17 protein-coding genes are annotated in these 25,768 nt (G+C 72.5%); 11 read left to right on the forward strand and 6 right to left on the reverse strand.

Annotation, left to right across the window (positions count from 1 at the left end; genetic code table 11):
• Window positions 1-58 precede the first annotated feature (58 nt).
• From ACFWYM_RS23730 to ACFWYM_RS23750, 5 genes are read left to right on the forward strand one after another with little or no spacing between them, the layout of a single operon-like run.
• The gene (locus tag ACFWYM_RS23730; RefSeq protein WP_384840571.1) at window positions 59-1,936 is read left to right on the forward strand and encodes a trypsin-like peptidase domain-containing protein; all 1,878 of its coding nucleotides are present in this window, start codon (window positions 59-61) and stop codon (window positions 1,934-1,936) included.
• The gene (locus tag ACFWYM_RS23735) at window positions 1,933-4,740 is read left to right on the forward strand and encodes a tetratricopeptide repeat protein (protein ID WP_384840574.1); all 2,808 of its coding nucleotides are present in this window, start codon (window positions 1,933-1,935) and stop codon (window positions 4,738-4,740) included. Before ACFWYM_RS23730 ends, ACFWYM_RS23735 begins: the two co-directional genes overlap by 4 nt.
• Window positions 4,662-6,137, forward strand: a complete 1,476-nt coding sequence (locus ACFWYM_RS23740) for a VWA domain-containing protein (protein WP_384840577.1) — start codon at window positions 4,662-4,664, stop codon at window positions 6,135-6,137. The genes ACFWYM_RS23735 and ACFWYM_RS23740 overlap by 79 nt, the downstream gene beginning before the upstream one ends.
• 47 nt (window positions 6,138-6,184) lie before the next feature.
• Complete coding sequence (locus ACFWYM_RS23745; protein ID WP_384840580.1) at window positions 6,185-7,387, forward strand: hypothetical protein; 1,203 nt, start codon at window positions 6,185-6,187, stop codon at window positions 7,385-7,387.
• Window positions 7,384-8,634 (forward strand): extracellular solute-binding protein, encoded by a 1,251-nt coding sequence (locus ACFWYM_RS23750; protein ID WP_384840582.1) that lies wholly within the window; start codon window positions 7,384-7,386, stop codon window positions 8,632-8,634. The genes ACFWYM_RS23745 and ACFWYM_RS23750 overlap by 4 nt, the downstream gene beginning before the upstream one ends.
• Window positions 8,635-8,658: 24 nt before the next feature.
• Here ACFWYM_RS23750 and ACFWYM_RS23755 read toward each other — a convergent pair whose 3' ends face one another.
• A complete protein-coding gene (locus ACFWYM_RS23755) occupies window positions 8,659-10,491 on the reverse strand; it encodes an MFS transporter (RefSeq protein ID WP_384840585.1) in 1,833 nt (610 codons plus the stop codon).
• A gap of 233 nt (window positions 10,492-10,724) precedes the next feature.
• Window positions 10,725-13,616 carry a D-alanyl-D-alanine carboxypeptidase gene (locus ACFWYM_RS23760; RefSeq protein WP_384840587.1) on the reverse strand — a complete coding sequence of 964 codons (2,892 nt, stop codon included), beginning with the start codon at window positions 13,614-13,616 and terminating at the stop codon, window positions 10,725-10,727.
• A 205-nt stretch (window positions 13,617-13,821) separates the two neighbouring features.
• On the opposite strand from ACFWYM_RS23760, the gene ACFWYM_RS23765 reads away from it, so the two are divergent.
• From ACFWYM_RS23765 to ACFWYM_RS23775, 3 genes are all read left to right on the forward strand, one after another.
• Window positions 13,822-14,592 (forward strand): GPP34 family phosphoprotein, encoded by a 771-nt coding sequence (locus ACFWYM_RS23765; RefSeq protein ID WP_384840590.1) that lies wholly within the window; start codon window positions 13,822-13,824, stop codon window positions 14,590-14,592.
• A gap of 442 nt (window positions 14,593-15,034) precedes the next feature.
• Complete coding sequence (locus ACFWYM_RS23770; RefSeq protein WP_384840593.1) at window positions 15,035-15,892, forward strand: helix-turn-helix domain-containing protein; 858 nt, start codon at window positions 15,035-15,037, stop codon at window positions 15,890-15,892.
• A gap of 241 nt (window positions 15,893-16,133) precedes the next feature.
• Entirely contained in the window at window positions 16,134-16,343 is a 210-nt protein-coding gene (locus tag ACFWYM_RS23775; RefSeq protein ID WP_384840596.1) for a DUF397 domain-containing protein, read from the forward strand.
• 127 nt (window positions 16,344-16,470) lie between these two features.
• Here the strand turns inward: ACFWYM_RS23775 and ACFWYM_RS23780 are convergent, their stop codons facing one another.
• Window positions 16,471-17,310, reverse strand: a complete 840-nt coding sequence (locus tag ACFWYM_RS23780; RefSeq protein ID WP_384840599.1) for a hypothetical protein — start codon at window positions 17,308-17,310, stop codon at window positions 16,471-16,473.
• A 93-nt stretch (window positions 17,311-17,403) separates the two neighbouring features.
• Between ACFWYM_RS23780 and ACFWYM_RS23785 the strand changes: the two genes are divergently transcribed.
• Both ACFWYM_RS23785 and ACFWYM_RS23790 read left to right on the forward strand, forming a co-directional pair.
• Complete coding sequence (locus ACFWYM_RS23785; RefSeq protein WP_384840601.1) at window positions 17,404-18,186, forward strand: SDR family oxidoreductase; 783 nt, start codon at window positions 17,404-17,406, stop codon at window positions 18,184-18,186.
• A gap of 271 nt (window positions 18,187-18,457) precedes the next feature.
• Window positions 18,458-20,056, forward strand: coding sequence for a sodium:solute symporter family protein (locus ACFWYM_RS23790; RefSeq protein ID WP_384840604.1), 1,599 nt, complete (start codon window positions 18,458-18,460; stop codon window positions 20,054-20,056).
• Window positions 20,057-20,134: 78 nt separating this feature from the next.
• Here ACFWYM_RS23790 and ACFWYM_RS23795 read toward each other — a convergent pair whose 3' ends face one another.
• Window positions 20,135-20,476: a hypothetical protein gene (locus tag ACFWYM_RS23795; RefSeq protein WP_384840607.1), complete on the reverse strand. Its 342-nt coding sequence runs from the start codon at window positions 20,474-20,476 to the stop codon at window positions 20,135-20,137.
• A gap of 143 nt (window positions 20,477-20,619) precedes the next feature.
• Window positions 20,620-21,738, reverse strand: a complete 1,119-nt coding sequence (locus ACFWYM_RS23800) for an ADP-ribosylglycohydrolase family protein (protein ID WP_384840609.1) — start codon at window positions 21,736-21,738, stop codon at window positions 20,620-20,622.
• 211 nt (window positions 21,739-21,949) lie between these two features.
• Between ACFWYM_RS23800 and ACFWYM_RS23805 the strand changes: the two genes are divergently transcribed.
• Entirely contained in the window at window positions 21,950-23,095 is a 1,146-nt protein-coding gene (locus ACFWYM_RS23805) for a tyrosine-protein phosphatase (protein ID WP_384840612.1), read from the forward strand.
• Here ACFWYM_RS23805 and ACFWYM_RS23810 read toward each other — a convergent pair.
• Window positions 23,092-25,623 carry a tetratricopeptide repeat protein gene (locus tag ACFWYM_RS23810; protein WP_384840615.1) on the reverse strand — a complete coding sequence of 844 codons (2,532 nt, stop codon included), beginning with the start codon at window positions 25,621-25,623 and terminating at the stop codon, window positions 23,092-23,094. The genes ACFWYM_RS23805 and ACFWYM_RS23810 overlap by 4 nt on opposite strands.
• Between the last annotated feature and the right edge of the window lie 145 nt (window positions 25,624-25,768).

The raw sequence follows: 25,768 nt of genomic DNA on the forward strand, positions 1-25,768 counted from the left end.
CCGTCTCCTCACGCAACCCAGGCGTCATACCCCCGCCCCGCACCTATTCTGAGGAAGCATGAGGAACTCGCCGGTGGACCACCGGAGTTGGCGGGTCAGGCTGCGGGAGTGGGGGCCCTCGGGGGGCGGTGAGGTGCTCGGCGCCGGGGTGCTGCTGGGCAGCGACCGGGTGCTCACCTGTGCGCACGTCGTCCTCGACCCCGGCACCGGCCGCGCACCCGAGCGGGTGCAGGTCGACTTCCCGCTCCTGCAGGGGCTGCCCCGCACCCCGCAGCGCACCGCGACCGTGGTGCCCGGGCACTGGCTGCCCCCGTTCGGCCGGGCGCAGGGCGACCTGGCGCTGCTCGCCCTCGACACCGCCGCGCCCATCACCTCGCCCGTCACCCTGCACCGCACCCTCGACTACCGCGACACCTCCGTACTCATCGACGGATTCCCGGAGTTCGAGTCCGGCGGGCAGTGGCTGACCGGGGCCTGCCGCGGGCCCGGCGGGGCGGGGGACGAGCGGGTGCAGATCGACCTGACCGGGCCGCACGCGGCGGAGCGGGGGCTGCGCGAAGGGTTCAGCGGGGCCGGGGTCCTGGAGGACGGCACGGACCGGGTGCTCGGCATCGTCGTCCAGGCCGACGAGAGCGGCGGGCGCGGGTACATGATCCCGGCGGCGACCGTCTCGAAGTACTTCAGCCGGTTCGCGGAGCAGTACGTGACCGGGCCGCACGCCATCCCGGGGCCGCGCGTCGTCTCGGCGGACGCCGCCCGCGCCGCCCGGCCGCACGGGCTCCAGCGCACCGTCAACCGCTGGCTGGAGGGCCCGGACGCGGCCCCCGCCGGGCAGGCGCGCGCCTGGGACACCGAGGTGCTGTTCATCGCCGAGGACGACGCCCGCGCCCGCCAGGCCCTGGACGTCGTCCTGAACCTCGCCGCGTACGAGCAGTCGCCCCAACTCCCCCTCGGCAACGGCACGGTGAACCACGAGGGCGGCGGCTCCGGTGCGCCGCTCCTCTCCCGCGCGGGGCTCGCCCCCCGCGTCGGCAGCATCAACCTCGTCCTCGACGTGGAGGGCGTCGCCCTCGACCGGCCCGAGCAGGGCGAGACCCGCGAGGCCCTCGCCGTGCTGCGGCACATGCTGCGGCACGCGGGCTCGCGACGGCCCGCCGTCGCCGTGCTCGGCGCCGACCGGTCCGCCACCGACCCGGCCGCCGCCGTGCACGTCCTGCGCGAACTGGCCGACGCGGGCGCCCGGTTGCTGCTCGTGGTGCGCGACAGCAAGCACGGATTCCCGTACGCGATGGCGGAGCACCTGCTGCCCGCGGACCGCGCCGACGCCTGGCTGGAGCGGATCGGGGACCGGGTCGCCGCGCTCGCGGCCACCGAGCGGCGGGCCCGCGGGCTGTTCCGGCGCGTGGAGCGGCGCGTCGTCGACCCGCCCCGGGCCACCGACTACGCGGCCCGCGGCGCCGTGTGGACGGTGCAGCTCACCGACGAGCTGCGGGAGCAGCGCGGACAGGGCAGGGAGCAGAGCGGGCCGATATTCCTGGAGAAGCTGTCGTACGCCGAACAGGCCGTGGAGACCTACCTGTTGCGCGCCGAGCGGGCCGAGCGCGCGCTCCAGGGCGTCCTCGACGAGCATCTGCGGCTGCGTGCCCTGCTCGCCGACCACCAGGCCCGCCTGGCCGCGCACGGGCTCGCCGAACACCCGGGCGCCGTCGACGCGTTCGCGGAGGCCCAGCACCTGCTGATGGCGGGGCCGTGTCCGCTGCCCGACGCGGAGCGGGCCGTGGCGGCGTACGCGCGTGTCGTACGGAGGGTCGTGGGCGAGCACGACGGGCCTGACGAAGAAGGAGCCGAAGGCTCCGTAGAAGGAGAAGCAGAAGAAGCCGACGGCTCCGTAGAAGGAGAAGAAGCCGAAGGCCCCGTAGAAGGAGGGGAGTCGTGAAGCCCTGTCCGCACCCCGGCTGCCGGGGCACCCTCAGCCCCACCGGCTACTGCCGCCTCACCGGCGAGCCCGTGGACGCCGCGACGCAGCGGCACTCCTCCGTGGTCGCCCCGCGCACCCCGCCCTCCGTCGTGCCGCCCGCCTCCTCGCCGCCGCCCGACCACGGGGGCGCCGGCACGGCCCCCCGGGCCGCGCCCCGGGACCCGTACACCCGGACCCGGCTCCCTCGGACCCGCCTGTCCGGCATCGGGCCCCCACCACGCGCCTCCTCACCGAAGTTCACCACCGCCCTGGTGCGCACCCCGCCCGAGAACCCCGAGCCCACCACCCTGCCCGAGATCACCCTGCCGCGCCGCACGGACGCCGACGCCGACCCGGCCGCCGCCGACCCGGGGCGCGCCGCGCGGCTCCCGCTGCCGCCGGGAGAGCTGCTCGCGGGCCAGTACCGGCTGGTGAAGCCGCTCGGCTACGGCGGGCTCGGGGAGGTCTTCCTCGCGCTCGACACCAAGGTCGGCGGGCGCGAGGTCGCCATCAAGATCCTGCTGCGCCGCGACGACGACATCGCCGGCACCGCCGCCCGCCACACCCTGGAGCGGGAGCGCAGGGCCCTCGTCGAGCTCAACCACGACGCGTTCATCCGGGTCCACAACTACGGCCACCACCCGGACGTCGGGGACTTCCTCGTCCTCCAGTACGCGGACGGGCTCAACCTCGAGGAGGTGCGGGCCCGGGCGGCGCGGCACCCGGAGGAGTTCGACAGGGCGCGCTACCACGAGTTCGTCCTCGGCTACGGCATCCGCGTCCTGGCCGGGCTGCGCCATCTGCACGCCCCCGGGCGCGGCAAGGTGTACGGGGACCTCAAGCCGACGAACGTGATGCACGACGGCGCCAGCACCAAGCTCATCGACGTGGCGAGCGTCCGCGAGTCCGGCGCGCCCGGCGAGATCACCCCCGGCTACCACGCCCCGACGGTCGGCGCGCACGGCGAATCCACCAGCCGGGACGACCTGTTCAGCCTCGGCATGACGCTGCGCAGCCTGAGCGGCATCGGCATCGACAACGAACCGGAGGACCGCGCCCGGCTGCGCCGCCTCGGCACCCTCGGCCCGGACGGAACCCCCTCCGTGGCGGCGCCCCGCGCCATGTCCGAGCCCCCGGGCGGGCTCGGCCTGGTCTCCCTCGCCCGGGCGCTGTACCGGGCCACGGAGTCGAAGCCCGCCGACCGGTTCGCCACGGCCCAGGAGATGGAGGAGCAACTGCGGGGAGTCTTCCGGGAGTTGCGGTCGCTGCGGACCGGCGAGGAGACCTTCGAGCCGTCGCCGCTGTTCCTGCTCTCCGCACACGCCCTGGACGGCGGCCTCGGGGACGCACCGCACCCGAGCCACTGGGCGGTCCCGCCGACGGCCGTCGGGCCCGCGGCCACCGGGTCCACGGCCACCGGGACCACGGCCACCCGGCCCGAGGCACCGACGCCCGAGGCACCGACGCCCGAGGCGCGGGAGCCCAGGACGCACGCGTCGCAGCCACAGGAGCAGCCGAAGGCGGCAGGGCGGCCACAGGCACCGGAACAGCAGCGCGCACCGCAGACGACAGAGGCACCGGAGAGGCCGCGCACACCGCAGACGCCACAGCCGCCGCAGGCTCCGCAGACCCCGCCGACTCCGCAGACGCCACAGCCGCCGCAGACCCCGCCCTCCAACTACCCCCCGCCCACCCCCCTCCGCATCGCCCAGCAGCTCCCCGTCCCCCGCCCCTCCCCCGACGACCCGCACCACGGCGAGCTCAGCCGGCTCAAGGACGATGCGCCCGAGGCGCTGCTCCAGCACGTCAGCGAGTGGCGGGACTCCGCCGAGATCCATCTGCTCCGCTGCCGGCTGCGGCTGCGCACGATCGGCCGTCCGGACGGGGACGACGCCGCCCGCCTGGAGAGCGCCGCACGGGAGCTCACCCGCGCCGCGGCCGCCATCGGCCCCCGCGACGCCCCGCACGACTGGCGCCTCGACTGGCACCACGGCCTGCTCGCCCTCGCGGGCGGCCAGATCGGCGCGGCCCGCAACCACTTCGACCGGGTCTACAGCGCGATCCCCGGCGAGTACGCGCCCAAGCTGGCCCTCGGCTACTGCGCCGAGCACGGCGGGCGCGGACGCCAGGCGCTGACGTTCTACGAGGCGGTGCGGCTGCGCAACCCCTCCCTGGGCAGCGCCGCGTTCGGCGCCGTGCGGGCCCGGCTCGCCCTCGGCGGGCCCGAGGCGCTCGCGTACGCGATGGAGGCGCTCGACGCCGTCCCGCAGCACTCCCCGCACCGCACCCCGGCGCGCACCGCCGCGCTGCGGGTGTGGACCGACCACGCGCGCACCGCCGAGGACCTGGCCGAGGCGCTGCGCCGGCTCTCCCGGCTCTGCTACGCGCACGGCCTCACCGACGAGCCGGCCAGGGTGCGCATGAAGGCGGAGGTCTGGGGCGCCGCGCACCGGCTCGTCGGCGCGGAGGCGATGACCCCGCGGGAGCTGGAGCGGGTCGCCCATGAGGCGGACCCGCGCATCCAATTCCCGTACGGGCCGCGTGACTTGCGCAAGGATCTGGCACAGCTCTACCAGCGGCTCGCCCACCAGGCGGCGCGCACGGACGCGCCGGACGGCGGCCCGGTCGCCGCGCTCATCCTGGACCGCGCCTATGTGACCAGGCCGTACGCGCTCCGGCACCACCGATACCACGGGGGCACTCGATGGACCGAGAGAATCAGCACGTGGTGGACCCGGACGACGGCGCCCGCGCGCCCGGAGCCGCCATCACCCTCGAAGTGAGCCAGGTCCACGAACTGCCGCGCCCACAGGCGCCGTTCACGGACGATCCGCCGTGCATGTACGCGGTGATCACGGTGACGGTGCGCAAGAACGCACGGGCGGCGGCGCCCGTCCGGCAGGCGGACCCGGACCCTGTGGAGCCGCCGGGCGGCGCCGGACGCCCGCCGCTCGCCGAGGTCCTCCTCATCGACCACTCCTCGTCGATGGTGATCCCGCCGAGCCGCCTCGCCGCCGCCCGCGAGGCCGCGGTGGGCGCGCTCGCCCGGCTCCCGGACGGCGCCCAGTTCGCGCTCGTCGCCGGGCGCAAGGACTCCGACATGATCTACCCGAGGCGCCCGGCGCTGGCCGTCGCGGACGCCGTGACCCGCGCGGAGGCGGAGGCCGCGCTGCACGGCTGCACGCCGGGCGGCGGCACGGCGATGGGCACATGGCTGGAGCGGGCCCGCCGCCTCTTCCAGGGGGCCGAGGGGGACACGGCGGGGCCCGGCACCGCCCGGGCCCGGCACGCGCTGCTCCTCACCGACGGCAAGAACCTGCCCGCGTACGAGTCCCGGGAGGAGCTCACGGCCCGCGTCGAGCGGTGCGCGGGCCGCTTCACGTGCGACGCCGTCGGCATCGGCGACGACTGGGAGACCGAGGAACTCCTCCTGATCACCGGCCGGTTGGGCGGCCGCGCCCGCGCCGTCGCGGACCTCGCCCAGCTCCCCGCCGAGCTGGCCGCACTCGCCCAGCGCGCCGCCGAGCGCGATCTGACCGGGCTCCGCCTGCGCCTCTACCACCGCAAGGGCGTCCGTCTGCACTACTTCGAGCAGGTGCACCCGACCCGCACCCGGCTCCGCCCCGCCCACGTCGACCGCTCCGACGAGGAGTCGGGCCGGGGCGGCCCCGTCGAGGAGTACGACACGGCGCCCTGGGGCGACGAGACCCGCGACTACCTGCTGTGCGTCAGCGCCCCGTACGAGAAGGACCAGCGCGACAAGGAGCTGCTCCTGACGGAGGTGGAGGTCGACGTGGATCCCCCGTCCCCCGACATTCAACTCCCCCTGGGCAAAGCCGTGTTGATGCGCTGGTCCGACGAGGCGGACCTCTACAGCAGGCTGGACCCGAGGGTCGCCCACTACCAGCACGAGGAGGAGCTCCACGACACGTACGAACGGGCCTGCGCCGAGCTGAAGAGCGGCCGCCGCGAAGAGGCCCGCACCCTCCTCGCCACCGCCTGGAAGCTGGCCGCCACGACCGGCGACACGACGATGCAGGACCATCTGCGCAAGCTGGTCCGGGTCGTCGACCCCGACCGCGGCGAGGTCGAACTCCTCGACCGGATCGCCCGGTTCGACGTGGAGGCGGCGCGGATCCACGCGAGCACGACGGTGCTGCCGGGCGGGGCGGAGCGGTGAGCGAGCGGGGCCGCACACCGCGCCGCACATGGCGTCGGCACGCCCACATGGCCGGCCTCGTCGCCCGCGACGTGGGGCGGCGGGTGCTGCGCTACGCCTGGCCGCCGCCCGCCGGCGGCCGCCCCGGCCAGCCCCCGCCGCGCAGCAGCTCCTACCTCCGTGACCGCCTCGTCGCGCTGCCCCTGCTCACCGTGGTCGCGTTCAGCACCTTCGGCTTCGCGTACGCGGACGTGCGCGGGGACTCCGCGTACATCCGGGACGAGTACAAGCCCGCCCTCGTCGCGCTCGCCGACGCCCGGGTGTCCCTGCGGATCGCCGACCAGGAGGCGGAGAAGAGCCTCTCCATCGAGGGGGCGGTGAAGCTCAGCGGGATGAGCGACGGATACCGGACCCGCATCACGCGGACCACGCAGAAGCTCAACCAGGCGGCCCGCAGCGACGCCCTCACCACCTCGGAGCGCCAGGAGCTCGACGTCGTCTCGGGGCTCGTCGTCGACTACGCGAACTGGATCAGCTACGCGCAGCTGAACGCCGACGTGGACGCCCTGCGGCAGGCCGGTCTCGGGTACGCGCGCAGCATCCTGTGCACGAAGGAGCCCCCCAAGAACGGCACGGGCAGGAACGGCACGGGCAAGGCCGTCGGGCACGTCGGCTCCAGGGACCATCTGCTGCCGTGCTATCCGCCGCCCGCCGCCTCCGAGAACACCACCGTGGTGGACCGGATCACGGCTCTGGAGACGTCCCTGCGCGCCCGCCTCGGGGACCGGGCGGGACCGGGCGCCCTCGTGCTCGCCGCCCTGGCCGTCTCCGCCGTCGCCTTCGTGCTGCTCGCCGTCGGCCTGTGGCGCGCCCAGACCTTCGTGCGCCACCGGCTGCACCTCATCAGCTGGCCGCTGTGGGTGAGCCTGCTGCTGCTCCTGGCCGTGCCGGTGCTCGCCGTCGACGCGGTGTACGTGCAACGGGCACAGGGGCAGGTCACGGACGTGGCCACCGCCCTCGCCGAGGACGCCGGGCCGGAGCAGGAGACCCTCGCCGAGCAGCACCCGTTCAAGAAGCCCGAGGCGCCGGTGATCTCCGCACTCGACGCCACCGCGGCCCATGACCTGGCCGACGGCCGCCTCTCCGCGCTCGACGGGGTCGCGCCCTGGGTGGCCCCGGCCGGGCTGCTGAGCGCGGCCCTCACCGGCGCCGCGCTGTACGTCTACCGCCGCGAGTACGTCCTCATCTCCCGCCCAGGAGTCGCCACATGAGCCGTCTGCTGCGCGCGGCCCTCGTCTGCTGTCTGCTCGCGGTCACCGCCCTCGGCGCGGGCGGCTGCGCTGCGCCCGCGCCACGGAAGGTCGTCGTCCTCGGGCCGTGGACGGACGCCGAGGGCAAGGCGTTCCGCGCGGTCCTCGCGCGCCTCGACGCGGAGGACGACAGCGTCACGTACGAGTACGAGGGCACCCGCTCCCTGCGCGAGACCCTCATCGCGAAGCTGGAGGCGGGCGACCCGCCGGACGTCGCGGTCCTCAACAGCATCGGCGAGCTCTCCGAGTACGCGGCCGACAACCGGCTGAAGCCCCTGGACGGCACGGCCGCGTCCCGGGCCTTCGCGCCCTGGGTGCCGAAGCTGGTGGTGAACCGCGCGCGCTCCACGTACTGGGTGCCCCTCAAGGTCGATGTGAAGAGCCTGGTGTGGAGCAAGAAGGGCACGTCGGCGACGGACCCGCGCTGGTGCGTGGGCATGGCGTCCGAGGCCACCTCGGGCTGGCCCGGCACCGACTGGATCGAGGACATCGTGCTGCACCTGTACGGCCGGGACGTGTACAAGCGGTGGGCCGCGGGCGAGCTGCCGTGGACCGGGATCCGGGGCGCCTGGGAGAAGTGGGGCCGGATGCTCGAGGACGGCCACGGGACGTACGACCCCACGGGCCCGCTGGGCATGCCGTACAAGGGCCGCGACGAACGCGGACTGCTGAACTCGCTCAAGGGCTGCACGCACGAGCACCAGAGCGCCTTCATCCGCCATGTGTACGTGGGCGACCAGGTGCGGGTCCAGCCGTCGGCCGCCTTCATCGGGGGCGGCGCCGGGGCCGACACCTTCGAGGTGTCGGGGGACATGGCCGCGGTCTTCACCGACCGGCGGGAGGCCAGGGAACTCGTCGACCGGCTGTCCTCGCCCGCGGCCCGCAAGGAGTGGCGGGAGGCGGCCCAGCCCGGCCTCGCGCCGTTCTTCCCGGCCCGCTCCGACCCGCAGCCCGAGGACCGGGAGGGCGCCGCGATCACCAGGATCCTCACCCGGCAGGCGAAGACGCTCTGCTTCGACGCCTCGGACGTGATGCCGCCCCGGGTCCGGGACGCCTTCCACCGGGCGGTGCTCAGCTACTTCGGCGATCCCACGGCCAAGAACCTGACGCCGCTCCTGGACCAGCTGGACCAGGTGCGCGACGAGGAGCGCAAGAAGGCCCCGGCCCACATCCTGGCGAAGGAGATCTGCGAGTCCCCGGCCGACTGACCGGGGAGCCGACGAGGCGGCGGGCTACTTCGCCAGCTCCTCCGGACACGGCGTGCCCCGCGGCAGCTGGTACGGCGCCCCCAGCTGGTAGACCCCCGGCTTCGGGGCGACCAGCTCGGTCCACTTGTCGCCGTCGGAGTCCTCGGCCGCCTCCACCAGGCAGCCGTTGGGGTTGTCGAACTCCTTCTTGTAGACGTCGTGGTCCCGCTTCTTGGACTCGTCCGTCTCCTTGGGGCGCGCGACGCCCTTGCCGTGCTCGTCGACGATGCTCAGCCACGGCGAGTACGGGACGCGCAGCAGGACCTTGCCCGGCTTGTCGACCTTGATCCGCATGCGGTCCTGGTCGGTGCGCTCCATGGTGGCGGGCGGGTCGGCGAGCGGGGTGGGGTCCTTGACCTTGTAGAGCTGCCAGTTGTCGTCGACCCAGACCTGCTCCAGGTACGGCAGGCCGTCGCTGATCAGCTTCGCCTCGCGCTTGCCGCCGTCGCCGTCGGGCTCGCCCTTGGGCAGGACCACGTAGTGGATGGCCCAGCGCTGCAGCCACGCGTGGTAGTTCGCGGTGTTGAGGGTGTCGTCGTAGAAGAGCGGGTTGCGCTCCATGTCGGCCTGGCGGTTCCAGCCGCGGGCCAGCATCACGTACGGGGCGAGGGCGGACGCCTCGCGGTGGCTGCGCGCGGGCACGACCTCGACCCGGCCCTTGTCGGTGCCGACCTCCTGCAACTCGTTCACCAGCGGCGCCAGCTCGCGGGTCCAGGCGGCGTCGGGCCGGGCGTGCACGATGTCGTCGCCGGTCTTGATGCCGAGCCACACGGTGAAGCCGACGAAGGCGATCACCGCCGCGTACCACTTGCGGGACTTCGGCACCAGGAACGGCAGCGCGGCGAGCATCGCGACGCCCCCGAAGGACATCGCGAGCCGCGTGATGTTGGAGCCGATCTGCGAGTTGATCACCCAGACGCCGACGACGAAGACGCCGTACACGGCCGCGGTGATCCGCACGGTCTTCCAGTGCTTCGGCACCAGGACGACGGTCAGGATCGCGTACGTCAGCGGCAGCAGCGTCGACCAGAACATCATCGGCTGGGTGCCGGAGAACGGGAACAGCCAGGCGGACAGGCCCACCACGATCGCGGGCGCGATGCCGAGGGCGTACGCGCCGGGGTAGCGCTTGCTGAGGAACAGGGCGACGGCGACGAGGCCGACGAAGAGCCCGGCGACGGGCGAGCCCATCGTGGCGAGCGCCGCGAACGGCGCGGCGACCAGGGCCTTGGCCCACCGCTTGTAGCGCCAGCGGTAGGGCCAGCAGAAGACGGCGGCGACCGCCATGAGCGCGAACATCTGGCCGAGGCCGAAGGTGACGCGGCCCGAGATGGCGTTGCAGATCAGCGCGAAGACGCCCGCGAGCGAGCAGGCCAGGGGGTTCTTCACGGCCCGGCTGCGGATCAGGATCATCGCGAGCAGGCCCGCCGAGACGGTCCCGGCGATCATCATCGTGGTGCGCACGCCGAGCACCGACATCAGATACGGCGAGACCACGCTGTACGAGACCGGGTGCATCCCGCCGTACCAGGCGAGGTTGTACGCGGAGTCGGGGTGGCGGCCCACGAACTCGGCCCAGGCGTCCTGCGCGGCGAGGTCACCGCCGCTGCTCGCGAAGGTGAAGGACCAGATCAGGTGCAGCGCGGCGGCCGTGAGGACCGAGATGGTGACGGGGTGGCGCAGCAGGGCGCGGAAGCGGGAGTCCGGGTCGCCGGAGCGGGTGGCCGGACCGGTACGGCGCTGGGCGGGCAGCCGTATTCGCGATCCGGTGCTCGTGGTCCCGGCATCGTCTGCGCGCGTCGGCTCCGCGGTGGCCACTGAAGGCTCTCTTTCCCCGTGTTGTTCTGTGCTGGTCCTGCGGGTCGCGTGGTCCCTGGTCCGGATCCCTGGTCCCGGATCCCTGGTCCCGGATCTCTGATCGCGTCCCCAGCCGCGTGGTGCTGTCCCGCTCGTACTGTCCCGCTCGTGCTGTTCCCCGAACTTGTGACGCTAGCACGCACGCCGCAGGGGGAGGCCCGGAGCGGCCTCCCCCTGCGGGTTCACGGGCTTGCTCAGCTGATCCGGGTCAGCTTCGCCCCGAAGCCGGGCTCGCTGAGGTCCTGCTGGAGTGCGACGGGGACCTCGACGGCGCCGGCCTTGCTGCCGTCGCCGATGCGCAGGACGCCGACCTTGGTGCCCGCCTTCGCCGAGTGCGGGATGGTCTTGCCCTTCTCCGTGTCGAGCTGGAGCTTCACGGTGAGTCCGGGCCAGCCGACGGCGGAGACGTCCTTGGTGGCGACGACAGGGGTGGTCCCCCCGAGCCCGTCATCCACATTCCCGACGACATCGCCCTTCTTCACGACGGTCTTCGCGGTGAGAGCGTCCCCGCCCGCCTTCATCAGCTCGCGGCTGACCTTGGTGACCTCGTCGATGTTGGCGACGCCGTTCTTGCCGTACTGGCCGAGGGCGGCGCCGATGATCAGCTGCTCCTTGCCGTCCTTGCCGCCGACCTTCACCTTGGAGGCGAACAGGAGGTTGCCGCCCGCCGCGGTGGTGGTGCCGGTCTTGATGCCGACCGCGACGGTCGGGACGAGGCCGTTGAAGTTGCCCCACTTGCCGTCGTTGCGGGCCGGGTCGCCGCGGCCGTTGCTCGGCTTGTAGTTGGGCTGGGCGGCGATCTCCTTGAACACCGGGACGTCCATGGCGGCGCGGCCCAGCTTCACCAGGTCCTCGGCGGTCGACACGGTGGTCTTGTCGAGCCCGCTGGGGTCGGTGTAGGTCGTGTTCTTCATGCCGAGTTCCTTGGCGGTGTCGTTCATCTTCTTGACGAACGCCTTCTCGTCACCGCCCGAGTCCCAACGGGCCAGCATCCGCGCGATGTTGTTCGCGGACGGCAACATCACCGCCTGGATCGCCTCGTACTCGCTCATCTTCTCGCCCGCCTTCACATCGACGACGGACTCGTTGTCGGCCTTGCCGGACTTGTAGTGCGCCTCAGCCTTCTCGTCGACGGTGAGCGTGGCGCCCTTGGTCCCAGGCTTGATGGGGTGGTCACGCAGGATCACGTACACGGTCATGACCTTGGCGATACTGGCGATCGGCACGGGCTTCTGCGTGCCCGACGTACCGAAGGACCCGATGCCGTTCACGTCCATCGCGGCCTGGCCCTGGGTGGGCCACGGGATGGAGGGCTTGCTCCCGTCGAACGACACGGACTCCTGCGCGGTCAGCGCGAGCGAGGGGTCGGGCAGCGGCCGCACGGCCTGTACGACTGCAAACACGATCGCCAGGAGCAGCACGAGCGGCGTCCAGATCTTGACGCGCCGCACGGCGGTGCGGACCCGCGTCTCGGGCGGCGGCGGCGTGTTGGTCAGCTCGGCGAGCAGGTCGATCGGGGGCTTGGGCGGGAGGGGCTGCTGGCGGGTGCGCTCGGGGGTGTCGGGGACGCCGTGCTCGGGCGCGGGCGCCTTGGACTCGGCCTGCGCCCCGGCTCCGGCTCCGGCCCCGGACTTCGGCTGCCCCGGTGCCGCCGCCGGCTCCGACGGGGCCTTGGGCTGGCTCTCGGAGGAGGGACTCTGCGGCTGCCCCGCGGGCTGCCCCTGAGGCCGGCGCTCGGGCTCGTCCAGCGGCTTCAGCGCAACGAACTTGCTGGTCCGCTCGGCCTCGCTCTCGACCGCCTTCCCGGCGCCCGCCTCGGGCTTCTGGTCCCCGAGCTTGAGCATGGTCGTCGGCTGATCGACTTCGGTCCGCCGCATGGTCTTGAAGACGGCGGTGGCCTGGTCGACGGGGGGCTTGGCGTCGGACTCGGCGTCGGACTCGGCGTCCGGCTTGGCGTCCGGCTTGGCGTCCGACTTGGCCTCGGGCTCGGGCTTCGCCTCGGAGTCGGACTTGGCGTCGGGGCCGGGGCCGGGGGCGTCCTCGGGCTCGGCGTCGGCCTTGGCTCCGGAGGCGGACCCGGGCTTCGCGCCGGCGCTCGCCGAGGGGCCGGCAGCGTCCTGGACTCCGGAGTCGGTGTCCGTGTCGGTGTCCGTCTCGGTGTCCGTCTCGGTGTCCGTGTCGGACTTCGAGGCGGCCTCGCCCGGGGCAGTCGCACCGAGCGCGGACGCGTCCCCGGCGGCGGACGTCGACGCAGGCTCGCTCTCGGCGCGAGCACCGGACTCGGCCTCCGGCACGGAGCCGGAGTCGGACTCAGGCGCGGACCCGGACTCCGAGCCAGACCCGGACTCCGAGTCCGAGCCGGACGTGGACGCGGAGCCAGACGCGGAGCCGAACGCGTCAGCGGCGCCAAGTCCCGCTCCAGCGGCAGCTTCCGGGCGCGCACCGGACCCCGGCCCCGGCTCCGGCTCCGGCTCCGGCTCCGGCTCCGGCTCCGGCTCGGAACCCGACACCGACCCGGCATCGGAGCTGTCCGAGGAACCGGCAGCCGCGCCGTCCGACCCGGCGTCCGCCGAGGAGTCGGCGGCGTCCTGCGACCGCGGCCCGGCATCCGAGAGGTCCCCGCCCCGCGCACCGGAGCCGGGCGTCGAAGCCGGTGCGGCCCCGGCCCGGGCGCCGGTCTCGTCCGCCGGGTCGCCCTCCGAGTGCGACCCGGCAGCGGCGTCGGCGTCCGCCGGGGAAGCCGACGAAGGCTCCTGCGGCGCCTCCGCGGGCGGGGCGTCCTCCGGGGACGTCTCGTCGTCCGTGGTGGCGACCCACGCCGCCACCGCCGCCCGCAGGCGCGCGTCGCCGCTCTCCCCGGCCGGCGCCGACCCCGCCTCCGGCTCCGTCTCCGGCTCCGGCTCCGGCTTCGGTGCGGAACCGTTTCCCGTTCGCGCCACGTCCTTCGTCGAGAACACCGCAGTCGCCTGGTCCTCGCGGGTCACCGCGAGCCTCGGGTCACGCGGGGCCTGGCTCGCGCCTTCGTCCGCAGCCGGGGTCCCCGACGACTTCCGCTGCTCCGACCTGTCGGGGGACTCGCCCGCCACCGATGCCTCCTCGATATGCCGTAACGCCGTTTTTTTTGGACGGACGCGCTGTCCGAACCATGTACCAGTGTCCTGTGTGAGGGCTTAACCCCCGTGGTAGACGAGAACGACATACCTACTGGTTCCCGTACTTACCGGTCACGCACTCTCGACAGACCAATGTGAGAGGGGTCACCCTGTCATTCATCCACGCGGGGAGGCATGGATGGGCAGGAGCCGCAGAACAATTCCGGAGGAGCTTCTGCTGCTCGCTTTGGACCCGGCCACGGGCACCACAGCGCAGCCGCAGTCGCTCGACCTGGGTCTGGCCGGAGCACAGCTAGTAGAGCTGGCGCTGGCCGGACGGATAGCCCCAGACGGGGATCGTATCGCCGTGGTGATGCCACGGCCGACCGGAGATCCGACTCTGGACTCCGCACTGGAACTGCTGCGCAGGCGCGGCAGCCCGGTTCGGGCCGTCCACTGGATCGGCGGGCCCCGGCTGGGGCTGCGCCAGACGTATCTCTCGCACCTCGAGCGGTGCGGCATGGTTCATGCCGTCGCCGGTCAGATGTGCGGAGTGCTGCCGACGACTCGCTACCAAGCGACGGACACGGCCATCAGCCGGGAGATCAGGTCCCGGCTCGACAGCGCGATCCGCACCGGCGTACCACCGGACCCGCGGACCGCGGCGCTCGCCGCACTGGCCCACGCGGTCGGCCTCGGCAAGCACCTGTATCCGGGGAACGAGGGGCGTTCATCGCGCTCCCGGCTCCGCGATCTGATCAGGCACGACCCCATGGGCGGCCTCGTGGCGCACGCCGTGATGGACGTTCAGAACGGTGTGGCGGCTCAGCCACGCCGCAGCCCGGCGCCGGCAGCCGCTGCCGGACCGGTCGGCCGCAAGGCGGACCGGACAGCTCCGGATCCCGGTCGCGTCGACCAGGTTCCGCTGCAGTCGCGCCGCGGAGCCATGGCTCGCGCCGTGGCCCACTGAGCGGACGACGGGCGACGGGCGACGGAGGACGGGTCACTGACGACGGGTTACGGACACCGGGCGACCGGTCGTCCGGCGATGACCCGGCGGCCCGGCAACCGCCGCACCGGCACCACCTCTTCACCCGCTGCAGCACCGCCGCAGCAACCATCACCGCTCACGCACCACCTGCACCACACGCACCATCCGCACCACATCGCACGACCCGCAGCACCATGCACCAGCGCCGCACCGCAGTCCCCCAGACCCGGTTCGGGAGCCGCTGGGCCGCGCGGGGCCGGGGCCCCCCGGGGCCCCCCCCCCCGCCGCCCCATCCCGTTTGTCCCCAACGCAAACACGGGCCGCACAAACGCATTTTTCCAGCGGTACGAAGCCCCTTGGTGGCACTCTGCTGAACAGCAGATACGCAAAGTAGAGGCACGTAGCCGGAGGTGCACGTCCCGTGGCGTCCAATGTCAATCCCACTGTCAGGCGGCGCCGGTTGGGCCAGGAGCTGCGTCGGCTCCGAGAGCTCAAGGGCATGACGGCGGAAGAGGTGGCGGAGAAGCTCCTCGTCTCGCAGTCGAAGATCAGCCGCCTGGAGAACGGGCGTCGGTCGATCAGCCAGCGCGACGTCCGCGACCTGTGCGCGGTGTACGAGGTCGAGGACCACCGCATCGTCGACTCGCTCATGCAGATGGCCAAGGACTCGCGCCAGCAAGGCTGGTGGCACTCCTTCGGCGACATCCCGTACAGCGTCTACATCGGACTGGAGACCGACGCGGCCTCACTGCGCGTCTATGACCCGCAGGTCGTGCCGGGACTCCTGCAGACCCGGCCGTACGCGGAGGCGCTGATCACCGGCGCGCTCCCGGAGACCACCCCCACCGACATCGAGAAGCGCGTCCAGGTGCGCATGCGCCGCCAGGAGCGCATCGCGGCGCCGGAGAATCCGCTGCGCCTGTGGACCGTCCTCGACGAGGCCGCGCTGCGCCGCGTGGTGGGGACGCCGCAGCTGATGGCCGAGCAGCTGGAGCACCTCGTCGAGCAGTCCCAACTCCCGCATGTGACCGTGCAGGTGATCCCCTTCCACATGGGGGCCCATCCCGGCCTCAATGGCCAGTACGCGATCCTCGAGTTCCCCGACGCCTCCGATTCGAGCGTCGTCTACATCGAGGGCGTCACCAGTGACCTGTATCTGGAGAAGGCCAACGACGTTCAGAAATACAGCGTGATGTACGAGCATTTGCGGGCACAAGCCCTGAATGTGGACCAGTCGCGCGAGTTCATCGCCGACATCGCCAAGGATTACACGCGCTGAGTCCGTTTTGTGAGCATGGGGCCGCCCCGGGCGGGAAGGCGCCGCACGGTACACCTTCGCCGCGTCGGGGCGGAAGACCCCCCTGGAATATGCCATCCGGTTGAGTGAACGACCCCTTCACGCGCCGATGTTGGCGAGTAGCGTCATTCACGCCAACAGGACAGAACGTTGGCGGATACCGCACTCATGCGGTGACAACTGGTGACACCACTCATCAACAACTGCGCGAATCGGAGCAAACATGGCAATCAAGCAGGGCACTTCGCATGCGTGGATCAAGTCCTCGTATTCCACGGGAAATGGCGCATGCGTCGAGGTGAAGTCCCCGATCGTGGAGGCGATTTCCGTCCGTGACTCCAAGGTCACCGAAGGCCCGGTCCTCGCCTTCCCCGCCGCATCATGGACCGCGTTCGTGACCGAGGTCAGCCGGGGTGCCTCCGACCTCCGGTGATGACCGAGATCCCGGCGATATCCCGAAGATCGATCAGCTCGGATCAACAACTGCATACGCTCCACCGAAAGAGCCCTCTCGACTGGCCCGCCGTCCCGGCCGAGGGGGCTCGGCCTTTCCCGGAAAGTCAGCGCAGCCGGTCCACATAGCGATCGGTGCCCGGCACCGTCGGGATGAAGGGCGCCACCAACTCCACTGTCCCCAGGTCCCCTTCGGCCACTGCCGCATCCAGCCCCGTGAAGTGCTGCTCCCAGCACTCCCCCGGGTCCTCCTCCAGGAACCACAGCAGCGTGAGGCGGGTGTCGACGCCCTCGACCTGCTTCACGTACGTCATCCGGTCCCCGGGCAGCGGCGTCGGACGGAACAGGACGACCATCGCCGCCGGCGACCCTGCGAGCCGCTTCGGCAGGTGCGAGGAGCGCAGCCAATCCACCAACTCCGCGCGCTGCGAGGCCCCTTCGGCGTCGATGACCTGGACGACGAGCCCCCGGTAGGGGTGGTCGAGCGCGTGCAGGTCGCGCGGGCCCGCCGCGCCGTCCCGGTAGACCGTCGCCGCATGGTCCTGGAAGGAGGTGAAGACATGGGTGCGGTCCTGGTAGACACGGCCGTCCCGGTTGAGCCGCTTGTTGATGCCGACGGTCCACTTCATGTGGTCGTCGTAGCGCCCGTCCGTGATCCAGTACGTGGAGATGTAGCACCCGGCCGTCACCGGCTGGGCCACCGCCGACTGCTCCGGGTAGCGCAGGAGTTGGAGCTCCCTGGTCGCGACCCAGCGCCGCCCCGCGTACATCCAGGGCATCGCCATCGCGCCCGCGTAGTAGTGGTCGTCCTCGTACCAGCGGTTGTACGCGTACTCATGGCCCGGGTGCGGCTCGACCATGGTGATCAGCGCATGGCCCGGATGCGTCCCGTACGGGCCGACGGCGGCCAGCTCGGCGTACACCTCGCTGCGCGTGTCCTCACTCATGCCTCCACCCTTCCTTCTTCCGGCAGTGGCCCATACTCTGACGCCCCGTCAGACAATCCGCCAGACGTCGCCACCGACTTCGGAGGGCCGCCCATGCTCCTCGCAGACAAGACCGTGATCGTCTCCGGAGTCGGCACCGGGCTCGGCCATGAGGTGGCCGCCGCCGTCGTGCGCGACGGGGGCAACGCCGTGCTCGGGGCGCGCACCGAGGCCAACCTCGCCAAGTCGGCGGCCGAGATCGACCCCGACGGCACCCGCACCGCGTACAAGAGCACGGACATCACCGACGAGAACCAGTGCGAGGCGCTGGCCGCACTGGCCCTGGAGCGGTTCGGGCGGATCGACGCGGTGGTCCATGTGGCCGCCTGGGACAGCTACTTCGGCGGGCTCGCGGACGCGGACTTCGCCACCTGGCAGGGCGTGCTCGACGTCAATCTGCTCGGCACGCTGCGGATGACGCGCGCCTGTCTGCCCGCCCTCAAGGAGCGCGGCGGCTCGGTCGTCATCGTGGGCACGCAGTCGTCGGTGGCCGCGCCGAGCGAGGTGCACCAGGCGGCGTACGCGGCGTCCAAGGGCGCGCTGACCTCGGCCATGTACTCCCTGGCGCGCGAGCTCGGACCCGAGCGCATCCGGGTCAACACCGTGCTGCCCGGCTGGATGTGGGGTCCGCCGGTGGAAGCCTTCGTGCAGTTCCAGGCGCACACCGAGGGGGTCCCGGAGGACCAGGTCCTGGCCCGGCTCACGGACCGGATGGCGCTGCCGGAGCTGGCCACGGACGGGGACGTGGCGGACGCGTGCGCGTTCCTCGCCTCGGACCGGGCGCGGGCGATCACGGGGCAGTCGTTGCTGGTGAACGCGGGCGAGTTGATGAGGTAGGCGGACAGCACGCCCCCAACGGCCGTACGGGACCCGTCCCGTACGGCCCTTTTTGTGGCCCGTGAAGGGTCACGTATCTGAACCGAGGTCACCAAGTAGAACGATTTTACTCCCCCTTGACTCGTCGGGCGGTTGTCCGGGCCCTGTGACCCAACCCACGATGAGCGGGCGATTCGCGACCGACACCGGGCTGCGCGGCGAACTGGCAGCCAGTTCACGGGAGTTCAGCTGGGAGCAGCTGGGTTCACAAGACGGACCCCAAGGAGGGCGCATGAACGGTCTCGACTGGGCCGTGCTCATCGGCTACTTCGGCGTGATGGTCGCCATCGGCGTCTGGTCCCACAAGCGCGTCGACAACGTCAGCGACTTCTTCACCGCGGGCGGCAAGATGCCCTGGTGGCTCTCGGGCATCTCGCACCACATGTCCGGCTACAGCGCGGTGATGTTCACGGGCTACGCGGGCATCGCCTACACCTACGGCGTCACCTCCTTCGTCACCTGGTCGTTCCCGATCGCGCTCGGCATCGCCATCGGCGCGCGGCTGTTCGCCCCACGGATCAACCGGCTGCGCTCCCGCCTGCACGTGGCCTCCCCGCTGGAGTACCTGAAGAACCGCTACAACCTCGCGACACAGCAGGCGCTCGCCTGGTCCGGGATGCTTCTGAAGATCGTGGACGTGGGCGCCAAGTGGGCGGCGATCTCCACCCTGTTGTCGGTGTTCACCGGCGTCTCCCTCAACCAGGGCATCCTCATCACGGGCGTGATCACCGCGATCTACTGCACGATCGGCGGCCTGTGGGCGGACGCGCTGACGGAGCTGGGCCAGTTCATCATCCAACTCCTCGCGGGCATCGCCATGTTCATTGCCGTGGTCGCCAAGCTCGGTGACTTCGGCGGCTTCTTCGGCGTCTGGGACCGCCCCGAACTGGACGGCCACGCGAAGCCGCTGGTGGGCCCCTACGGCACGGTCTTCCTGCTCGCCTTCCTCTTCATCAAGCTCTTCGAGTACAACGGCGGCATGCTCAACCAGGCCCAGCGCTACATGGCGACGGCAAGCCCGCGGGAGGCGGCGCGCTCGGCGAAGCTGTCCGCGGCGCTGTGGCTGGTCTGGCCGGTGGTCCTCTTCTTCCCCATGTGGATGTCACCGCTGCTGGTGGACGCGGAGAAGCCGGACGGCTCGGACGCATACGCCCTGATGACCGAGAACCTGCTGCCACACGGCCTGTTGGGCCTGGTCATCGTCGGCTTCTTCTCCCACACGATGGCGATGTGCTCCTCGGACGCGAACGCGATCGCCGCGGTGTTCACGCGGGACGTGGCACCGGTCCTCGCCAAGTCGGCGCGGTCCTGGACGGAACGGGCCGGGCTGCTCGCGGCGCGGCTCACCACGGTGATCTTCCTGGGTCTGTCGATGGCGGTGGCCACCCAGGTCAACTCGCCCACGTTCAAGGACATCATCTCGGTCGTCATCCGCTGGGTGGCGGGCCTGATGGGCCCGATCGCGATCCCGATGATGCTGGGCCTGCTGCGCCCGTTCCGCCGCTGCGGCCCGACCGCCGCGCTCACCAGCTGGGCCCTGGGTCTGCTGGCCTTCTGGCTGGTCAACTACCCGATCAGCTGGAACGTGGAGGGCGGAGTGCCGCTCCAGTACCAGGTGTCGGTGCCGCTGGCGGTGTCGCTGGTCCTGTACGTGGTGATCGGGTACGTGAAGCCGGAGGACACTCCGGAGCGGGACGCTCTCATCGAGCGGATCAACACGGACGGGGACGGGGACGGGGACGGGGACGGGAGCGGGTTGCTGCCCGGGGCTGCGGGGGCGGCCGCCGTGCCCGCGCAGGGTGCGCGGGACGGCGTGGCCGACAAGGGGTGAAGCCCTGCCCCTGGTTTCCGGTTCAGATCAACCGGTTCAGACCCTCCGGTTCAGATCAACCGGTTCAGATCAACCGGTTCAGAGGATCGATGTGCTCGACGTGATGTCGGAGTCGAGGAGCGCGTCGCTGTCGCCGCTGGAGCCGTTGCCGGTCGCCGGCGGCGGGCAGTGGGGGGCGGCGGCCGGGGCGGACGGGGCGGACGGGATGGCGCGGTCCTGGTGGGCCTTGGCCCTGCTGAAGAAGTCCTCGTAGAAGGGGTCGGCGCTGAAGGGGGCGCCGAAGGGGACGGAGGACGCGGCGGGGCCCTGGCCGGAGTTGGGCCAGGGGTTGTGGGCGGGGGCGGCGGTCGCGGTGGCGGCCGCGGTGCCGAGGAGGGTGAGGGCGAGGAGGGGGGCGGTGAGGATGCGTCGTGCGTTCATGGGGGCGACGGTAGGTCACCCGCTTCGCGGGGCTTGCCCCTAATCGCCGGGGTCACCCGTTTTCCCCCGCTCCGACCAACTCCACTGGGTCAGGCGGCGGTACGGGTGCGGGCCCTGCGGGGCTTTTCCCCAGTCCCGCCCCCTCAGCCGCGCGGGTACCGCGACAGCCACCCCGGCGCCGAGGACGCCGGGCCGTGCAAGGCCGGGCCCTGGGTCATCTCCATGGCGAAGTCGTCCGCCAGCTCAAGGATCGTCGCCCGGCCCTCCAGTTCGCTGAGCCAGGCAGGCGGAAGCGCCGTCTCACCGTGAAGGGCACCCAAGAGGGAACCGCACAGCGCACCCGTCGCGGACGAGGCACCGCCATGGTTCACCGCCAGGCGCAGACCGTGCCGGATGTCCTCCCCCACCAGCGCGCAGTACACCGCCACGGCCAGAGCCCCCGGCGCCGACCCGTCCTCCCCCGCCAGCTCCTCCACCCGCGCAGCCGTCGGCATCCCCTGCCGCACCGCGCCCAGCGCATGCTGCAACGCGTCCGTCACCGCCTGGTGGCCCGGCCGCGCCGCGAGGAGCGCGAGGGTGCGCTGGACCGCACCGTCCAGGGATTCGCCCCGGGCGAGGCCGTGGACCAGGACCGTGTGCGCCCCGGCGGTGAGGTACGCGCCCGCGTGGCCGTGCGTCTGCACCGCGCACTCGACCGCGAGCTGCAGCACCAACTGCGGCTCCCAGCCGACCAGAAGGCCGAAGGGGGCGGAGCGGGTCGCCGCGCCCGGGCCCCGTTCCTCGGGGTTCTTCGGAGCGTCCAGCGAACCCATCGCCTCGTCCGCCAGCGCCAGCAGACAGGCCCGCTCAGGAGTCCTGCGCGAATACAGCCACTCCTCCCGCGCCAGCCACCCGTCCTCCTTGCGCCGTTCGTCGGGGCCCCAGTCGCTCTGGGTCGCGGCCCAGCGGCGGTACGCCCGGTGGATGTCGGTCGGGGGGTGCCAGGCACCGGTGTCGCGGCGGACCTGCGCCCGTATCAGGCCGTCCACCGTGAACAGGCTCAGCTGCGTCGCCGCCGTCACCGCGCCCCTGCGGCCCTGCGCGGCCGCCGGTTCCGTCAGGCCCTCCGTGCCGTGCGCCGACCTGATCTCCGCCAGGGAGAGGGCGTCGACCGCCGACCCGAAGGCGTCGCCGATCGCCGCGCCGAGGAGAGTGCCGCGGACGCGGCTGCGGAAGTCCTGCTGTTCTGCGCGCCCCCAGACGCCGGTCGTCGCTGCGGTCACCGAGCCCTCCCTCCCCGCGCTGCGCCACCTGCCATGCCTGCAACACCTGCTCCACGCCGTTCTCCGGCGTCTCTGGCTCAGCACTGTAATCGACCAGGAACGTTCGGTTCAGGCACCAAGTGTTATGAGCGAAGTCCCCCTTCAGGCCGGTTTTGAGCGGCGTTCACCGGAGATTTCCCAGGCCCTCGCCTCACCCTCAAACCATCCCCCCATGCATCCCATCCAGCCCCGCCCCATCAGCAGCTCCGGCTCCTTGACTCGTGTCATGCGCTCCTCGGGCGTCCTCGCCGCCGTCGCCCTCACCGCTCTCGCCGCCACCTCCACCGCCACCGCAACCGCCACGCCCGCACACTCCCCCGCCCACGGGACCGGGCACCCCACCTCCCGCATCCCCTTCACCGAGGCCACCGTCACCGCCGACCGGAGCGAGCCGGGCACGTACACCGTCGCCTGGTCCGCGCCCGGGGTGCGGCGCGTGGCCATCCGTACCGACGAGGGGCGCACCGTCGCGTCCGGCGGTGCGCACGGGCGGGTCACCGTGCGGGGACTGCCCGCCGGGGCCGACCGGCAGTGGTTCGACCTGGTGCCCTCGCGCGGTGGCTCGCTCCGGCTCGCGGACCGGCTCATCAAGCTCGACGGGACCGTCAACTTCCGTGACGCGGGCGGCTATCGGACCGCCGACGGGCACTGGGTGACGATGGGCGCCGTCTACCGCTCCGACGCCCTCGACAAGCTCACCGCCGCCGACCTCGCCAAGCTCCGGCGGCTCGGCATCGGCACCGACATCGACCTGCGCATGGAGTCGGAGCGCGGCAAGGACCCGGACCGGGTGCCGCAGGGCACCTCGTACGTCGTCGCGGACGTCCTCGCGGGCTCCGGCACCTTCACCTCGATGCCCAGGACAGCGGCCGAGGCCGTCGCCATGATGACCGAGGGCGAGAAGTTCATGGTCAGCGGCGACAGCGCCAAGTCCGCCTATACGGACGTCTTTTCACGGATCGGAGCGGCGCGCGGGCAGCGCGGGGTGCTGTTCCACTGCACCGCCGGAAAGGACCGGACCGGGTGGGCCAATGCCGCCCTGCTCACCGCCCTCGGCGTGCCGCGCGCCACCGTCATGGACGACTACCTCGCCTCCAACGACTACCGCGCCGAGGCCGATGCCGCCGCCCTCGCCGCGCTGCCGCCGGAGCAGGCCGCCGTGTACAAGCCGCTGCTCGACGTGCGGCCCGAGTACCTCAACTCCGGGTTCGCCGAGGTGGAGGAGAAGTTCGGCTCCTTCCGCACGTACGAGAAGCGGGCCCTCGGGCTCGACGCGCGCGAGCTGCGCGAGCTGAGGCGTGAACTGCTGGTGGGCTAGCCGGGGTTGGGGGACCTGCCCGGTTCACCTGTCTCGCCCGGTTCACCCGTCTCCCCCGGTTCTCCCCTGAGGCGGTCCAGTTGCTGCCGGGCCCACTCGTAGTCCGGCTTCACCTCCAGCGCGCGTTCCAGGTCCGCGATCGCCGCCGCCGTCCGGCCGAGGCCCTCGTTCGCGAGGGCGCGGCTGCCCCAGGCCCAGGCGTACCCGGCGTCCATCCCGAGGGCCCGGTCGTACGCGGCGATCGCCTCCTCGTACTGTCCGGCGAAACGATGCACGTCGCCCCGCTCCCCCACCACCGTCGGCTCGGCCGGGTCCGCCTCCTCCGCCCGGTCCAGGTCCGCGAGCGCTCCGTCGACGTCGCCGAGCACCGAACGGACGTGGGCCCTGCGGACCAGGGCCCATCTGTAGTCGGGCCACAGGGAGACCGCCCGGTCGAAGTCCTCCAGGGCTTCGTGGGCGCGGCCCAGCAGGAAGTACGTCTGGGCCCTGCTGGCCAGGGACTTGGGCTCGCGCGGGGCGAGCGCGTGGGCGCGGTCGAGGTCTCGCAGGGCCTCCTCATGACGCCCCATCCTGCGGTATGTGTCGCCGCGCTCCCTGAGCACCCACTCCTCGTCCGGACCCGTCAACTCCCCTGCCCTGTCCAGGTGGTGGAGCGCCTGCTCGAAATCTCCCGCCGCGCGCCGCAGGATCGCCAGGCCGTGGTGGCCCCAGGGGTCCTGCGGGTCCACGGCGAGCGCCCGCTCGTGGTCGGCGAAGGCGAGGTCGGGCCGCCTGGTGATGAAGTGGTGGTAGCCGCGGGCGTTGTAGGCCGCCACCCGGCCCTCCTGGTCGAGTTCCGAGCGGGAGAGGAGGAGCGTCAACGCCTCGATGGGACCCTGCCGGTCGTCTTCGAGGAGGGCGAGCAACTCCCCTCCCAGATCAGTGAGTTCAGCCGCTTCTGCGTCATGAGATGCGCTGTCCTGCCCCGCGTCGGCCACCGCCCGCGCCCATTCGCGGGCCGCCGCCACCTCGGCGCGGCACGCATCCACCCCGTCCCGCAGGACCTCCGCGAGCGCGGCCCGCGGCGCGGCGCACAGCCGGTGGTAGAGCTCCTCGACGCGCAGGGCCACCCAGTCCGGCCACAGCCAGGGGCGCCCGTACACGTCGCCGCTCAGCTCCCGGGCCCGCTCCTCCCGCCACGCGCCGAAGGCGGACGCAAGCCGGGCGTGCCCCGAAGTCGCCTCTCTGAATGCCGAGTTGAGCTGCTGCCTCAACATCGGGGCGCGCACCACGTCGTGGTAGCGGGTGACGCCGCGCCGCTCGGTGACGAAGGGCAGGGTGCGCAGCCACGCGTACAGCTCGGCGTGGCCTTCCTGGGAGACGTCCGCCAGCGCCACGCGCGCCACCTCCCCGTCGAGCCGGCGCGGCAGCGCGCACGCGAGGGCCGCGGCCCGGCGGACCGGGTCCCGCTCCCACTTCAGGAAGCGGTCGACCGCCGTCGCGCTCGGGTCGTCGATCCCCTCAAGTCCCCGTCCCTCCGGGGCACTTCCGGCCAGGGTCGACACCAGGACGGGCAGGCCGCCGGAGAGCCGCAGCATCTCGCGTACGACGGGTTCGTCGGTGACCCCGCGCGCGGTGAGCAGCTCGCGCGCCTCGGCCTCCGTGAACTCCCGCAGGGGCAGGTCGGCCACATAGGCGAGGGCGCCCTCCCAGCGAGCCGGGTCGAGGGGGCGCTGTCCCGCGAGGGTGACGACGACGTTGCCGGGCAGGGGGCCGTGGCGGTCCGTCGTCATGACGTCGTGCAGCCAGGCGTCGAGGAAGGGCGCCGTGCGCTCGTACGTGTCGAAGAAGAGGGCGATCCAGGGGGCGTCGTCCGCGGCGTCGGCCAGTTCGGACAGGAGCACCGGGGTGAGCGCCCGCTCCGGCTCCAGGACCAGGCGCACATCCTCGTGGTTGCGGAAGCGGGCCGCTATCAGGTCCCTGAACCGCTCGGCGCCCTGGGCGAGTTGGGCGGGGTCCAGGGCGCCCGTCACGGCTCCGGCGCCGGGCACGACGGCGCCGATCCCGGCGAGCCCGATGCGCGCGACGGCCACGCTCCCCGCGGAGGGACCGCCCGCGGAGGGGCCGCCCGCGGAAGGACCACGCGTGGAAGGTCCACTCGCCGAAGGGCCGCCCGCCGAAGCCCCCGAAGGGTCGCCCACCGCCACCACCGCCTCATGGCTGCGCTCCCGGTACGCCGCGAGCGCCCGCTCCAGCGACTTCAGCGTCCGGCCCTGCCGGGCGAACTGCTCGGCGATGTCCGCCATGACCTCCGGCACGGAGCCCGCCGACTCGTCGGCGTACGCGGTCAGCGCGCCCCGGTCGCGGGCGATGCGGATCAGCTCGCGGACGAGGGAGGACTTGCCGACCCCGGCGTCGCCGTGGACGTGGAAGAGGAAACGGTGCCGGTCGTCGTCCGGCGCCGTGTCCAAGTTGTCCCGGTAGAGACGGAGTTCATGGCGTCGGGCGATGAATCCGGCGGCCGTGCGGCGGCGGATCAGCTCCTGCATGGACGGTCGCCGGTTTCCTCGCATGCCTGACCTCTACCCCGCCTCTGCCCGCCGCGTCGACCGACTGCCCAGCCACCCGGCCACCCGGCCACGTAACAATGAACTACCGGTGTACAACCGTGCGTTCGAGTCACTCGTCTTCTCC

It is taken from the genome of Streptomyces sp. NPDC059009 (genome assembly GCF_042740175.1).
Lineage (GTDB): Bacteria > Actinomycetota > Actinomycetes > Streptomycetales > Streptomycetaceae > Streptomyces.